Source organism: Streptomyces sp. NPDC043746 (assembly GCF_056436485.1).
Map to the genome: position 1 here is coordinate 90,628 of NZ_JBWKCM010000002.1, position 14,395 is coordinate 105,022.

The 14,395-nt window shown below is 72.3% G+C and carries 9 protein-coding genes; 6 read left to right on the forward strand and 3 right to left on the reverse strand.

From position 1 onward, the window contains the following. Nucleotides 1–40: 40 nt before the first annotated feature. The 5 genes from AC0682_RS02515 (at nt 41) to AC0682_RS02535 (ending at nt 8,884) form a co-directional block, all read left to right on the forward strand. Nucleotides 41–2,635, forward strand: a complete 2,595-nt coding sequence (locus AC0682_RS02515) for a bifunctional FO biosynthesis protein CofGH (RefSeq protein ID WP_478530570.1) — start codon at nt 41–43, stop codon at nt 2,633–2,635. Nucleotides 2,636–2,987: 352 nt separating this feature from the next. After that, the gene (locus tag AC0682_RS02520) at nt 2,988–3,845 is read left to right on the forward strand and encodes an NPP1 family protein (RefSeq protein WP_478530571.1); all 858 of its coding nucleotides are present in this window, start codon (nt 2,988–2,990) and stop codon (nt 3,843–3,845) included. 312 nt (nt 3,846–4,157) lie between these two features. Continuing rightward, entirely contained in the window at nt 4,158–4,853 is a 696-nt protein-coding gene (locus AC0682_RS02525) for an ester cyclase (protein ID WP_478530572.1), read from the forward strand. 124 nt (nt 4,854–4,977) lie between these two features. Next, the gene (locus AC0682_RS02530; protein WP_478530573.1) at nt 4,978–7,359 is read left to right on the forward strand and encodes a tetratricopeptide repeat protein; all 2,382 of its coding nucleotides are present in this window, start codon (nt 4,978–4,980) and stop codon (nt 7,357–7,359) included. Between the two features lie 406 nt (nt 7,360–7,765). Further along, nucleotides 7,766–8,884: an ADP-ribosylglycohydrolase family protein gene (locus AC0682_RS02535; RefSeq protein WP_478530574.1), complete on the forward strand. Its 1,119-nt coding sequence runs from the start codon at nt 7,766–7,768 to the stop codon at nt 8,882–8,884. Nucleotides 8,885–9,207: 323 nt separating this feature from the next. On the opposite strand, the gene AC0682_RS02540 is transcribed toward AC0682_RS02535, so the two are convergent. The 3 genes from AC0682_RS02540 to AC0682_RS02550 all read right to left on the reverse strand — a co-directional run bounded on the left by AC0682_RS02540 (nt 9,208) and on the right by AC0682_RS02550 (nt 11,621). After that, nucleotides 9,208–9,414 (reverse strand): DUF397 domain-containing protein, encoded by a 207-nt coding sequence (locus tag AC0682_RS02540; protein WP_478530575.1) that lies wholly within the window; start codon nt 9,412–9,414, stop codon nt 9,208–9,210. A gap of 279 nt (nt 9,415–9,693) precedes the next feature. After that, nucleotides 9,694–10,551 carry a helix-turn-helix domain-containing protein gene (locus AC0682_RS02545; protein WP_254812335.1) on the reverse strand — a complete coding sequence of 286 codons (858 nt, stop codon included), beginning with the start codon at nt 10,549–10,551 and terminating at the stop codon, nt 9,694–9,696. A 350-nt stretch (nt 10,552–10,901) separates the two neighbouring features. Continuing rightward, the gene (locus AC0682_RS02550; RefSeq protein ID WP_254812336.1) at nt 10,902–11,621 is read right to left on the reverse strand and encodes a GOLPH3/VPS74 family protein; all 720 of its coding nucleotides are present in this window, start codon (nt 11,619–11,621) and stop codon (nt 10,902–10,904) included. Nucleotides 11,622–11,815: 194 nt separating this feature from the next. Here AC0682_RS02550 and AC0682_RS02555 point away from each other — a divergent pair, with 194 nt between their 5' ends. Next, nucleotides 11,816–14,203 (forward strand): D-alanyl-D-alanine carboxypeptidase family protein, encoded by a 2,388-nt coding sequence (locus tag AC0682_RS02555; protein WP_478530576.1) that lies wholly within the window; start codon nt 11,816–11,818, stop codon nt 14,201–14,203. Nucleotides 14,204–14,395: the final 192 nt, after the last annotated feature.

The following is a 14,395-nucleotide window of genomic DNA, read 5'->3' on the forward strand; positions in this document are numbered from 1 at the left end:
GGCTGGCCAGGGCCCCCCGCCCCGCTCGTATGCTCGGGGCATGACCGATTCCGAGCCCGATCCTCAGCACGGACGCCCCACCGCCAACGCCATGCGGCGCGCGCTCAGACGTGCCCGGGACGGGGTCGCCCTCGACGTCACCGAGGCCGCCGTCCTGCTCCAGGCGCGCGGCGAGGACCTGAAGGATCTGGCCGCGTCCGCCGCCCGCGTCCGTGACGCGGGGCTGGAGGCGGCGGGCCGGCCGGGCGTGATCACGTACTCGCGCAAGGTCTTCATCCCCCTCACCCGCCTCTGCCGTGACAGGTGTCACTACTGCACCTTCGTCACCGTCCCCGGCAAGCTCCGCCGCGCCGGCCACGGCATGTTCCTCTCCCCCGACGAGGTGCTGAAGATCGCCCGCGAGGGCGCGGCCATGGGGTGCAAGGAGGCGCTGTTCACGCTCGGCGACCGCCCGGAGGACCGCTGGCCCGAGGCGCGGGAGTGGCTGGAGGCGGAGGGGTACGACGACACCCTCGCGTACGTACGGGCCATGGCGATCCGGGTACTTGAGGAGACGGGCCTGCTGCCCCACCTCAACCCGGGCGTCATGGCCTGGACCGACCTCCAGCGGCTGAAGCCCGTCGCGCCCTCCATGGGGATGATGCTGGAGACGACGGCCACCCGCCTCTGGTCCGAGCCCGGCGGCCCGCACCACGGCTCCCCGGACAAGGAGCCGGCGGTGCGGCTGCGCGTGCTCGAGGACGCGGGGCGCTCCAACGTCCCCTTCACCACCGGCATCCTCATCGGGATCGGGGAGTCGTACGAGGAGCGCGCCGACTCCCTCTTCGAGCTGCGCAGGACGGCCCGCGCCTATCACGGCATCCAGGAAGTGATCGTGCAGAACTTCCGCGCCAAGCCGGACACGGCGATGCGCGGGATGCCCGACGCGGAGCTGGAGGAGCTGGCGGCCGCCATCGCCGTGGCCCGGCACATCCTCGGCCCGTCCGCCCGTATCCAGGCCCCGCCGAACCTGGTGGACGCCGAGTACGCGCTGCTCATCGGTGCGGGCATCGACGACTGGGGCGGCGTCTCACCCCTCACCCCCGACCACGTCAACCCCGAACGCCCCTGGCCGCACATCGACGAACTGGCCGAGAAGACCGCTGAATCGGGCTTCACTCTCCGTGAACGCCTCACCATCTACCCGGAGTTCATCCAGCGCGGCGAGCCCTGGCTCGACCCCCGCCTCCTCCCGCACGTCCGCGCCCTGGCCGATCCGGAGACGGGTCTCGCCCGCGAGGGCGCGATCCCCACCGGTCTCCCCTGGCAGGAGCCCGACGAGGGGTTCACCTCATTCGGCCGTACCGACCTGCACGCCACCATCGACACAGAGGGCCGCACCGGCGACCGGCGTAACGACTTCGACGAGGTGTACGGGGACTGGGAGGCGCTCCGGGAGGCCGCGGCCCCCGGCATGGTCCCGTCCCGGATCGACGCCGACGTGCGCCAGGCGCTGAGCCAGGCCGCCGACGATCCGACGAAGCTCACCGACGACCAGGCCCTCGCCCTGCTCCACGCGGACGGCCCGGCGCTGGACGAGCTGTGCCGGATCGCGGACGCGCTGCGCCGGGACGTCGTCGGCGACGAGGTCACGTACATCGTCACGCGGAACATCAACTTCACCAACGTCTGCTACACCGGCTGCCGTTTCTGCGCCTTCGCCCAGCGCCGCACCGACGCCGACGCGTACACGCTCTCCCTGGACCAGGTCGCGGACCGGGCGGCGCAGGCGTGGGACGTCGGCGCGGTCGAGGTCTGCATGCAGGGCGGCATCCACCCGGACCTGCCGGGCACGGCGTACTTCGACATCGCGCGGGCGGTGAAGGAGCGCGTCCCCGGTATGCACGTCCACGCCTTCTCGCCCATGGAGGTCGTCAACGGCGCGACCCGCACCGGCATGTCGATCCGCGACTGGCTGACCGCCGCCAGGGAGGCCGGGCTCGACTCGATCCCCGGTACGGCGGCGGAGATCCTGGACGACGAGGTCCGCTGGGTCCTCACCAAGGGCAAACTGCCCACGGCCACCTGGCTGGAGGTCGTCAGAACCGCCCATGAGGCGGGCCTGCGCTCGTCCTCGACGATGATGTACGGGCACGTCGACCAGCCCCGCCACTGGCTCGGCCACTTCCGGACGCTGGCCCGGCTCCAGCAGGAGACGGGAGGCTTCACGGAGTTCGTCACGCTCCCCTTCATCCACACCAACGCCCCGGTCTACCTGGCCGGCATCGCCCGCCCCGGCCCCACCGACCGCGACAACCGTGCGGTGACGGCGATGGCGCGGCTCCTCCTGCACCCGCACATCACCAACATCCAGACGAGCTGGGTGAAGCTCGGCACGGAGGGTGCGGCGGAGATGCTCCGCTCGGGCGCCAACGACCTGGGCGGCACGTTGATGGAGGAGACCATCTCCCGTATGGCGGGCTCCAGTTACGGCTCGTACCGCTCGATCCAGGACCTGAAGGCCATCGCGGAACTGGCGGGCCGCCCGTCCCGCCCGCGTACCACCCTGTACGGAGAGGTCCCGGCGGAACGCGTCGCGGCGGCGACGGCCTCGGACGGCCAACTGCCGGAGCTGCTGCCGGTGGTGCCCAGCTGAGGGGCGGCGAGGGTGCCGGGGGCCCGGGCCCCCGCGCCCACTCCTGGAGGTCACGGGCGGCAGCCCGGTCGTTCCCGTCGTACGCGGCGCCGTTGATCTCGTCGGTGATCGTGTGGCGGGTGTTGGAGTGATGGGGGCGGGCTCGGCCCATTCGTCGGCCAGGGCCCGCAGTTGCCGCTCCCGGCCCTCGAAGACCCTCTGCCGCGGTCAGGATGGTGCTGATCTCCTTGGCCACCGCGTCGATCTGCGCCTGCGTCGGTGCCGGCCTTCCGTTTCTTTCTGTCATGACCCGGGCAACTCTTGCGGGGGTCATCCCTGCCGTCACGTGCTGTTGAGACAGGAGCGAGAAGACATGCGAACCCCGCCGATACCGGTATTCGCCCGCAAGGTCCACCGTCAGGCGCATGCGACCGCAGGCGCCTCCCTTTCCCAGCGCAACCGCCACGCCACCCGCACCGCCACGGTCCTCGCCGCCGCCGGTCTCCTCGTCCTGGCCACCGCGTCCGCCGCCCACGCCGACCCGCCGCAGCACCTCCCGCAGAACGCCGGAGCGTACGAGCAGACCTTCTCGCCCGCCTACGACTACGACGGGGACGGCTGCTATGCCACCCCCGCCATCGGGCCGGACGGCACCCTCGCGCCCGGGCTCAAGACCACCGGGGCGATCAACGGGAGCTGCCGGGACAAGTGGGACCTGGACAACTCGCAGACGTACGCCCGCTCGAAGTGCAACAACGGGTGGTGCGGCATCGTCTACGCGAGCTACTTCGAGAAGGATCAGGCCGTCCACGGCAGCGGCCTCGGCGGGCACCGCCATGACTTCGAGCACGTCATCTCCTGGGTCAACCAGGCGTCGAACCAAGTGGATTACGTCTCGACCACCCAGCACCGCACGGTCAAGACCTACCCCCGCTCCCAGGTCCGCTTCGACGGCTCGCACCCCAAGGCCGTCTACCACAAGGACGGCGCGAGCACGCACTTCTTCCGGCTCGCCAACAACAACGACGAGCCGCCGGAGAACCACTACGGCGACTGGCGCTACCCCCCGCTCGTCGACTGGAACGGCTTCCCCAGCACGGAGTTGCGCGACAGGCTCATGAACGCCGACTTCGGGTCCGCGACCATCAAGGTCACCGACAAGGACGACCGCTTCCGCAACCTGCTCAACAACTCCAAGCCCGCCGGGATCCCCTTCGACCCCTGGGCCTGAAAGCCCCTCGTGGCCCGGGGTCCGTGTCCTGGATCCCGGGGTGGCGAGGCCCTCTTCGCCACGGTGGGAGGTGCTTTTCCGTTCGCGGCGACAGGGTGCTGTCGGCTGGGCCGACCAGGGCCCGTGCGCCGCGCGCCGTGCGGAATGCGGTCCGGGTCCGATGCTCCGCGCGTCGCAGGCGCGATCGACCCCCCGTCCGCCGCCCGCCTCGGCCTGCGGTTCACCGTCGCCCAGGGGTGCCCGCCCACGACAGGGCGCCGGGACAGGCATAGCCTGAAGAGGGGATGCTCCGGCACTCAGGAGATGAGGGTCATGACATTCGTGCAGGTCATCGACTGCAGGACGAGTCACCCCGACGAGATGAACCGTCTGTTGGACAGCTGGGCCGAGGCCACGCAGGGCAAGCGGACCGCCACTCACGCGATCATGGGCCAGGACCGCGCGGACCCGTCGCACGTGGTGGACATCGTGGAGTTCCCCTCGTACGAGGAGGCGATGAAGAACTCGAACCTTCCGGAGACCGACCGGATCTTCCAGGAGATGGTGGCCCTGTGCGACGGGATGCCGTCCTTCACGGACCTGGATGTCGTACGGGACGAGCAGCTCAGCAAGGGCATGGTCGAGCGGTTCTTCGAGGAGGTCGTGAACGGCGGCGACGTGGACGCCGCGGACGCACTGTGCACGGTTGACTACCGCGAGCACGACCCGTCCCTGTCCTCCTACGACATCGGTCTCGACCAGGCCAAGCAGGAGAACGCGGAACTTCTCAGGGCCTTCAGGCCCCGGGTCACCATCGAACACATGATCGCCGAGGGCGACCAGGTCTGTGTGCGGTTCTCCGTCAAGGGGAAGCACGTCGCCGACTACAAGGACATCACGACCACCAACCGGGACATCGCGGGCACCGGGCACGCGACCTTCCGCTGCGTGGGAGGGAAGATCGCCGAAAGCTGGTGGAACGTGGACGATTTGGGCCTGATGCAGCAGCTGGGCGCCCTGGAGGGCTGAAGGCCTCAGGGGGCCACCGCACGGAGGGCTGAAGGCGGCCGGGGGCCACCGCACGGGCTGCTCGTCGCGCGCAGCCCCGAGGCAGTGGCTGCCAGATTCCGGGGACCGCTGACAGACTGGCCCCATGCCGTCGTCCAGCCCCCGCCGCCTCTCCCTCCAGCAGATCGTCGAAGGGCGGCGCCGGGCCGCGTTCGTCGGGCGGGAGGCGGAACTCGACCTCTTCCGGCGCAACTTCACCGTCCCGCCCGAGGATCCCGGGCACCGGTTCGTCTTCCACGTGCGGGGCAACGCGGGGGTCGGAAAGACCTCGCTCGTACGGGAATGGCAGCAGACGGCAAGGGAGTTCGGGGCGCTCACGGCATTCGTCGACGAGGGGGCCGACTCCGTGCCGGAGGTGCTCGCGGCCGTCGCCGCCCAATGCGCCGAGCAGGGGCACCCGTTGAAGGCGCTGGAGCGGAAGCTGGCCGCGTACCGGCGTGCCCTCCACACGGTGGCCGACCGGCTCGCGGCCGACGGGGACGCCCCCTCGCCCGGGGCGCTCGCCGCCGCGCAGGCCGGGCTGATGGCGGCCGGGGCGATACCCGTGGTCGGGGCGCTGGCCGGGAGCATCGACCCGGCGGTCGTGGCGCGGAGCGCGGGCGGGCTGCGGGCGGTGTTCGGCGGGCGGTCGCGGCATCAGGAGGAGGCGCGGCTGCTGGCCGAACCGGTGCGTGAGCTGACACCGGTCTTCGTCGCCGAGCTGGGGCGGGTCGCGGACGCGGTGCCGTGGGTCGTGCTGTTCCTCGACACGTACGAGCGCACCGCGCCCCTCCTGGACCGGTGGCTGGCGGACCTGCTGGTCTTCGGGCGGTACGGCGAGCTGCCCGCCAACCTGGTCCTCACCCTGGCCGGGCAGCGGCGGCTGGACCCCGCGCGCTGGGGCGACCGGAGCCGCCTGGTGGCCGACGTACCGCTGCGGCCGTTCACCGAGGCGGAGTCGCGGCAACTCCTGCACGGACGCGGGGTGGTGGCGGAGCCCGCGGTGAGGGAGGTGCTGCGGCTCTCCGGCGGGCTGCCGGTACTGGTGTCCACCCTCGCTGCCAACCCCGGTGCGGCCGGTGAGGCGAACGCGACCGTCGTCGAACGCTTCCTGGCCGGCGAGAGCGACCCGGACCGCCGGGCGGCGGCCCTCGCCTGCGCGTTGCCCCGGCGGTTCGACGAGGACCTGGTGGCCGTCGCCGCCCCCACCCCCGTGCCCGGGCTCTACGACTGGCTGCACGAGCTTCCGTTCGTCGTCGAGCCGCACTCGGGTCGCTCCCGCTACCACGGTGTCGTACGGGCCCCGATGCTGAGGCTCCAGCGCACCGGCTCCCCGCGGCGGTGGACCCAGACGCACGACCGGCTGGCCGACGCCTTCGCCGCGCGCCGGGACGCGGCGGCCGACGGCGTCGCCCCGGACCGGCTCTGGGCCGACGAACCGTGGCGCCGGGCCGCCCTCGACGTGCTGTACCACCGGCTCTGCGCCCGCCCCCGCACCGCGCTGCCCGACGCCCTGCGTGCCGGGATCGAGGTGTGCGGCCAGCAGCCCTCCGCCGCCCGCCACTGGGCCCGCAGCCTGGTGGAGGCCGGGGAGGACGCCGACAGCGCCGTACTCCGCGACTGGGGCCGGGACCTCCTCGCCGCCGTCATGGACCACGGGCCCCGGCCCACCGCCGCCCTCGGACTCCTCCTCACCCGCGCCGAGCTGACCGACACGGACCGGGCGGCCGCCCTGGTGGCGCGGGCCTGGGACCGCTTCCGCGCCCGGGAGTTCGACGCGGCCCTCTCCGACCACGGGCGGGCCATCGCCCTGCACCCGCGCAGCGAACGCGCCCACCAGGGGCGGGCGGTGGTGCTGCGGGCGCTCGGCCGGTACGAGGAGGCCCTCGCGGACCTGGACCGGGCTGAGGAGATCGCCCCCGCCTGGGCCTGGGCGGTGCGGGAGCGGGGTGAGACATACCGGCGGATGGGGCGGCTCACGGAGGCCCTGAGCGTCCTGGACCGGGCCCACGCGCTGGACCCGGCAGACGCGGTGCCGCTCGGCAGCCGGGGGCTGGTCCGGCATCGGCTGGGGCGCCACGAGGAGGCGCTGGAGGACTTCGACCGGGCGATCGGCCTGTGGCCCGAGTACGCCTGGGCGCTGGTGCGGCGGGCCCGGGTGCGCACGGTTCTCGGGGACCCCGTGGGCGCCCTGGCCGACCTGGACCGGGCCGAGGAGCTGACCCCCGGGCTCGCGGGCACCGAGGGGGAGCGGGGCGAGGTGTACCGGGCGACCGGGCGGTACGAGGAGGCCGTGGCCTGCTACGGGCGGGCCCTGGCCCTGGATCCGGAGTACGCCTGGGCGCACGGCAGCAGGGCCCTGGCGCTGGAGGCCCTGGGCCGGGTGGGGGAGGCGCGGGCGGACCTGGACCGGGCGTTGGAGCTGGACCCGGAGTACGGGTGGGCTCGGGCCCAGCGCGAGCGGCTGGGGGCGGCTGCCGGGGCGTAGGGTCGGGCGCGGCGGCAGCCCCGCCTCCCGTGGGCCGGAGCCCCGCCTCCCGCGGGCCGGAGCCCCGCCTCCCGCGGGCCGGAGCCCTGCCTCCCGCGGGCCGGAGCCCTGCCTCCCGTGGGCCGGAGCCCTGCCTCCCGCGGGCCGGAGCCCTGCCTCCCGCGGGCCGGAGCCCTGCCTCCCGCGGGCCGGAGCCCTGCCTCCCGTGGGCCGGGTCCCCGCCTCAGGTCCGCCCAAAAACGACCTGCGGGACGTCCGCCGCCATACCCGTACGTACACCTGCCGTACCCCGGTTGCCCCCTCTACCCCCCGTTCCCGTTCGATTACAGTGCTTGCGCGGTCGCCCGCAGAGGCCCGCACAGGCGGTGACCATGGCGGCGACCATGCGGTGGCGGGAGGCGGCGGGGTGAGCACAGGGACCACGGCGGTCTGGGGGCGGGCCGAGCAGCAGGACTTCCGCGGCCGGGTCCGCGGCGCGCTGCTCGGCGGGGCCATCGGGGACGCGCTCGGCGCCGGGGTCGACGGCCTCGCGCTGGAGGAGATCCGGGCGGCGCACGGGCCCGAAGGGGTCACCGACTACGTTCCCGCGCACGGCAGACGCGGTGCCGTCACCGCCTGCACGCAGCTCACCCTCTTCACCGTCGACGGGCTGATCCGCGCCCAGGTCCGCCGCGACACCGGCGCCTGGCACCCGCCCACCGACGTCCACCGGGCCCATCTGCGCTGGGCCGCCACCCAGCACGACTGGGGGCCCGACGAGCGGCGCGAGGACAACGGCTGGCTGGCCGCCGAGGAGTGGCTCTACGCCCGCCGCGAGCCCACCCGGGAGTGCCTGGGCGGCTTCGGCGACCCGGTCATGGGCACCCTGGAGCGGCCCAAGAACCCCACCGCCCGGGACGCCGGCGCGCTCACCCGGTCCGCGCCCTTCGGGCTGCTCGTGGGGTGGGAGCCGCAGCTCGTGCTCCAGCTCGCCGTGGAGTGCGCGGCCCACACCCACGGCCACCCCGCCGCCCAGCTCGCCGCCGGGGCCTTCGCCGTACTCGTGCACGGGCTGGCGCGCGGGGAGACCCTGGACGGTTCCGTCCAGCACGCCCTGGCCCTGCTCACCGAGCGCCCCGGCCACGAACCGGTGGCCGAGGCCCTGCGACAGGCCCTCGGCTCCGTGCGCCAGGGCATCCCGGGCCCCGCCCTCATCGAGGGGCTGGGCGCGGGCGACGCCGCCGAGGAGGTGCTTGCGGTCGCCGTGTACTGCGCGCTCGTCAGTGAGGACGTACGGCACGGACTGCGGCTCGCCGTCAACCACGGCGGTCCCTCCCGAGCGACCGGCTCCGCCTGCGGGGCGCTGCTGGGCGCGCTGCACGGCGAGACCGCGCTGCCCCCGGCCTGGCTCGCGGAGCTGGAGGGGCGCCCCACCCTCCTCGAACTGGCCGACGACTTCGCGATGGAGATGACCCAGGGCCCGGCGCTGCACAGCGCGACCGCCGCCGCGCCCGGCTGGCTGGCCCGCTACCCGCGCGGGGCGTGAAGCGGGCGTGTGTGGTGTGCAGGCTCGTCAGCGCATCGGCGTCAGGGCATCGGCTCGCCCGCGGAGAGCAGCGGCGACTGTCGCGGAGAGGGGCTGGGGCGGGACGAGCTGGTCGCGCCGTCCACTCCGACGGTACCGGGGGCGATAGGTACGTGGACCCGCTGTGGTGACGTGCCGGTGGGGGTGACGGGTCGGCGGTGGCGGGTCGTGGGGGTGTGACGGCCGTTGCCCCCTCGGCCAGGACGGCGGACCGGTCGAGAGGGCTCCATCAGGTGGTGCGGCCTGCGGTACGGACAGGCGATTTTCGGTCGTCGGGCGTCCGGTCAGGCGTTGACCGAGCCGGTGGCGACATCGCGTACGAACGCGTTCCACGCACCGGGGACGAAGGTGAGCGAGGGCCCCTCGGGAGCCTTCGAGTCGCGCACGGCGATGGACAGAGCGACCGGGGACTTGACCTCGACGCACGCGCCGTTGCCCCCGGAGTACGACGACTTCGTCCACATGTCCGTAGCACCCTGAAGAATTGCCATGTTCACTCCGGTTCAGAGAGTCGAGCGAGTCGGGTGAGTCGCACCAGCCGGATTCCGAATTCCGATTGGCGTGATCGACGCTACTCGCCAAGCTCGGCCCGCGAAGGGGGCGTTCACTCGACCGGGTGGTATGTAGCCGGGAACCCTTACGCTATGAGGCGGCGGCGGTGTATCGTGCCGCCGCCTCATGCGCGAAGCCGTTCGATGTCCGGAGGAACGGACCGTGCGGTGTCCTGATTCGGTCGGTGTGGGGCCTGTTCGGCCGGCAGTTGCCAGCTGTCAGCTGGTGTACGACTTGGCGATCTTCGTGACGAACTCCCGCGTCTGCTCCACGTTCAGAGCCTGCGCCCGCAGGTGCTCGTACATCACGCTGTAGCGCTGCACGTCGTTCGCCTTCTCCAGATAGAGATCGCTCGTGACGCCCTCGATGTAGACGACGCTGGAGTCCGCGGCGTCAGGGAACTCCAGGATCGCGTACTGCCCGTTGATCCCGGGGTGCGCGCCCATCTCGAACGGCAGCACCTGCACGGTCACATGCGGCAGGTGCGACTGCTCGACGAGGTGCTCCAGCTGGTCGATCATGATCTGGTTGTCCCCGACCCGCCGTCGCAGCGCCGACTCGTCGATCACGGCCCAGAGCCGCAGCGGGTTCTCCGGCGCGTTGACCCGGTCCTGGCGCCGCGACCGTACGTTGACGCGCTTCTCGATGTCCGACGGCGGTGCCTCGGGAAGGGCTCCGCTGATCAAGGCCTCGGCGTACGCCCTGGTCTGGAGCAGGCCCGGAACCATCTGGGGCTCGTAGACGCGCAGGGACTCGGCGTCCGTCTCCAGGCCGATGTAGACGCTGTACGGAATGTCGCCGAAGGCGTGCCACCAGCCCTGCTGGCGCGAGTCCTTGGCCATCTGCATCAGGGAGTCGACGATGCGGTGGTCCTCGACCTCGTACACCCCGCAGAGGTCACGCACATCGCGCTGGCTGATGGAACGGCGGCCGTTCTCCAGGCGGCTGATCTTCGACTGCGAGACCAGCAGACGCTCCGCCACCTCCTCGGCCGTCATGCCTTTGAGTTCGCGCAGGCGGCGCAGTTCCTGGCCCAACCTGCGTCGCCTGACTGTGGGATTGACGTTGGACGGCACGGAAAGTGCACCTCCGCTATGTAGCTGTGCGTATCTACTGCTCAGCAGATTGCCACCCCGTGCCCCGGGCGCGCTGGGAAACGGCCACACGCAGGTGCGTGCGGTATAAGCGTCCGGCCGCGCACCGGAGCACGCACCGGCGCGCGGGAGGGTGCGCGAGAGGGCGTGCGACACGGCGCGCAAGCGCGCGGGGCAGCCGGTCCTGACCGGCTGCCCCGCGCGTGGTGCGGCTCCCGAACCGGGTCCGATGACGTCGGTACGGCGGTGTGCGATTGTCCGCGCGGTCCCCTGCGCGGGTCCTGCCGGGCCCGCACGAGCGTGTCGTACGGGGGGTGCTCGGGCCTGTCGGGTCAGCTCGCGGCGGTGTGCGCCATGCTGCCCCGGCGTGCCTGTGCTTGCGGCTGCAACGGAACGCCCGCTGCCTGCTGCGTACGGCGCGGCTGGATGGCCACACCGTTCTGGACGTCCATCACGGCGTGCGCCACGAGGCCGCCCATGGGGTCGTGCCTGATCAGGTCCCGGAGGCGGGAGCGCGATGAGCGCCCCTCGTTCCCGGGGTACAGATGCTTGCCGAGTCCGACCGCGTGGGCCAGTGCGGCGAGCGCCGCGGTCCGCGGGTCCGGCGGTACGCCGGTGCGGATCGCACTGTCCAGCCGGGCCCTGATGTCCCGGCTGATCGCCGTGTCCGTCGCCTGGTAGCGAGTCGTCGGCAGCACCCCGCACATCTGGCCCGCCACGGCATGAACCATGCCGCACCGCTCCAGATGGGCGAGATAGATCTGGCGCAGCCCCAGCCGGGGCCCGCCGATCCAGTGGACCGCCCGGACCGGGCTGCCACGACGGCGCAGCAGCTCCAGTGCGGAGTCCAGTGTCGGATCTCCTGTCGGCCGTGGCATCACCACGGCGATACGATCCCCGTCAGGGGCTATCCGTCCTGCCAGAGCCAGCTCCACTAGCTGTGCCCCGGCCAGGCCGAGGTCGAGCGACTGCGGCTGCGCTGTGGTACCCGTGGCCGGGTCCAGAGCGAGCAGCAGAAGCTCCTCCGGGATTGTTCTGCGGCTCCTGCCCATCCATGCCTCCCCGCGTGGATGTCTGACAGGGTGACCCCTCTCACATTCATCTGTCGAGAGCGCCTGACTGCTTTGTGTGGGAACCGGTAGGTATGTCGTTCTCGTCTAGCAGCTCGGCCAGGGGTTCACACAGGACACTGGTAGATGGTTCGGACAGCGCGGGGGTCGCCCCCGCAGTGCATCAGGAGGCATCGGTGGCGGGCGAGTCCCCCGACAAAACGGAGCAGCGGAAGTCGTCGGGGACGGCTGCGGAGGAACGCGACCCGCGCGTCGCGGTGTTCCGTGAACCTGATGCGGACGTGGACGCGAGCACGGGTGCGGAGGACGGGGCGAAGGCCGCCGACGCGGTGACGCCGGACACGGCCACCGCAGTCTTCCGTCCCCGGCGCCCGGAGGACGAGGCGGCCTCCGCGGCGGAGCCCGCGGAGGCGTCTGAGGGCGCTGTAACGCCCCGGAAGCCCTCAGAGGGCCCAGGGGGCTCCGAAGCCTCCGGCGTGGCGGCCAAGGCCCCTGAGGCGGACACGGACACGGATGCCGACGCGGACGCGGGCGCGGGCGTCGGTACGGACGCCGAGCAGGCCGACACGGCCGAGGGCTCCGAGGGTGAGCCGGAGCCCGGTGACGTACGGCTGCGCGCGGCTGTCGCCGCCTGGGTCGATGCGGCGGACGGTGACGAGAAGCCTTCGAAGGGCGAGGAATCGGCGAAGGGCGAGGCGAAGGGCGAGTCGGCGGCGGAGGATGACGCGAAGGCGGACGCCGGGCGTGAGCCGACAGCCGATGCCGAGCCCGGACCGGAAGGCGCCGCCGCACCCACGGCCGAAGCCGACAAGGACACCGACTCCGGCACGGACGCCGACTCCGGCACGGACGGCGGCGCCGACGCGGGCACCGACTCCGACACCGGCTCCGACCTGCGAGGAATCGATCAGCCCACGGCGGTCTTCAAGGCCGTCGCTCCCCCCAAGAAGGTCGACCAGCCGACGACCGCGCTGAAGCTCCCGCCGCGTGACAGGCCGGCGGACGGCGACCAGGGCGAGCCCGGCCAGGGCCCGAAGGGCGCGCAGGACGAGCCCGAGAGCGTCGTCGAGCGTACGAGCACCTTCGTACCCCTGCGCTCCGACGACGTACGGCCCCCCGCTTCCGCCACCGCCCCCTCCGGCGCCAGGAGCGACGCGGCCTCGACGGCGTCGTCCACTCCGCCCCCGGCCCCGGCTCGGCCCTCGACCCCGTCGGCACCGGGGGCCACTCCCTCCTGGGCGGTGGCCGAGCGGACCCGCCAGCAGCCGCTGCCGCCCAAGCCGCCGCTCGACCTGCTCGCCGAGCTGACGAACACCCCGCCGCCGCCCGAGACCCCGGTCCGTACGGCGGTCCGACGGATCAAGATCTGGACCCCGCTCGTCCTCCTCCTGCTGATCGTCTTTGCGATCGCGCAGGTGATGCGCCCGCTGCCGGAGCCGACCCTGAAGCTCACGGCGAAGCCGACGTACGCCTTCGAGGGCGGCGAGACGAAGTTGTCCTGGCCGGGCCAGGGGCAGTCGGCCGTGATGGTGGACGGCGTCGGTTCGCTCGGCTCCGAAGGGGCGCAGAAGTCGGCGCCCATCGCCAGTGTCGCGAAGGTCATGACCGCCTACGTGATCCTCAAGGAGCACCCCCTCAAGGGCGACGAGGAGGGCGAGACGATCACCGTCGACCAGCAGGGGGAGGACGAGTCCAAGCGCCCCGACGAGTCGACGGCCCCCCTGTCCAAGGGCCAGAAGCTCAGCCAGCGGCAGATGCTGCAGTTGCTGATGATCCCGTCGGGCAACAACGTGGCGCGGTTGCTCGCCCGCTGGGACGCGGGGAGCGAGGAGGCGTTCATCGACAAGATGAACGACGCGGCCAAGGACCTCGGGATGGCCGACTCGACGTACACGGACCCGAGCGGGCTGGACAAGGCGACCGTCTCCACCGCGACCGACCAGCTCAAACTGGCCCAGGCGGTCATGCGGAACGATGTGTTCCGGACGATCGTGGATATGCCCGAGGTCGTGATCGAGGGCATGAACGGCAAGATCTACAACAACAACACCCTGCTCCTGGAGCCCGGGGTGAGCGGCATCAAGACCGGCTCCTCCACCCCGGCGGGCGGCAACCTGCTCTGGTCCGCGAACACCAAGGTCGACGGCAAGGTGCTGTGGATCTACGGAGCGGTCATGGGCCAGCAGGCCGGTACGGGCCGGGTCTACGACAGCCTGACGCTCTCCCTGACCAACAGCCTCAAGCTGATCAAGGACGCGCAGCAGGCCGTCACCTCCGCCACGGTCGTGAAGAAGGGTGACGTGGTCGGGTACGTGGACAACGGTTTCGGCGCGCAGACCCCGGTGGTGGCGACGAAGGACCTCAAGGCGGTCGGCTGGCCCGGCCTGGAGGTCGAGCTGAAGGTCACTGACAACGGCAAGGGCATCAGCCACGAGGCCAAGGCCGGCAGCGAGATCGGCATGGTGACCGTGGGGACGGGCACCGGAAAGGTCACGGCACCGGTGGTGCTGCAGGGCGATCTGACCGAGCCGGCCTTCGGCGACAAGCTGACCAGGGTCGGCTGACCGGGTTCGGCTGACCAGGGTCGCCCGACCGGGACCGGCGGAGCGCACGGCCGCACGGGGGAAGGCACGGGGCGGGGGGGGGGGGGTCGCTCCCCCCCCCCCCCCCGTTCAGGGGAGGTGTCCGGGGGGAATGTTCGCGTCCCCCCCCAAACGAAAGAAAACAGGAAGGGGTCCTAAAGGCGTCCAGGGAAG

Coding starts and splice junctions, on each gene's coding strand:
- AC0682_RS02550 (WP_254812336.1), bottom strand. CDS start 11,621: ATGGGCAGGAGCCGCAGAACAATCCCGGAGGAGCTTCTGCTGCTCGCT.
- AC0682_RS02530 (WP_478530573.1), top strand. CDS start 4,978: ATGCCGTCGTCCAGCCCCCGCCGCCTCTCCCTCCAGCAGATCGTCGAA.
- AC0682_RS02525 (WP_478530572.1), top strand. CDS start 4,158: ATGACATTCGTGCAGGTCATCGACTGCAGGACGAGTCACCCCGACGAG.
- AC0682_RS02520 (WP_478530571.1), top strand. CDS start 2,988: ATGCGAACCCCGCCGATACCGGTATTCGCCCGCAAGGTCCACCGTCAG.
- AC0682_RS02515 (WP_478530570.1), top strand. CDS start 41: ATGACCGATTCCGAGCCCGATCCTCAGCACGGACGCCCCACCGCCAAC.
- AC0682_RS02540 (WP_478530575.1), bottom strand. CDS start 9,414: ATGGCAATTCTTCAGGGTGCTACGGACATGTGGACGAAGTCGTCGTAC.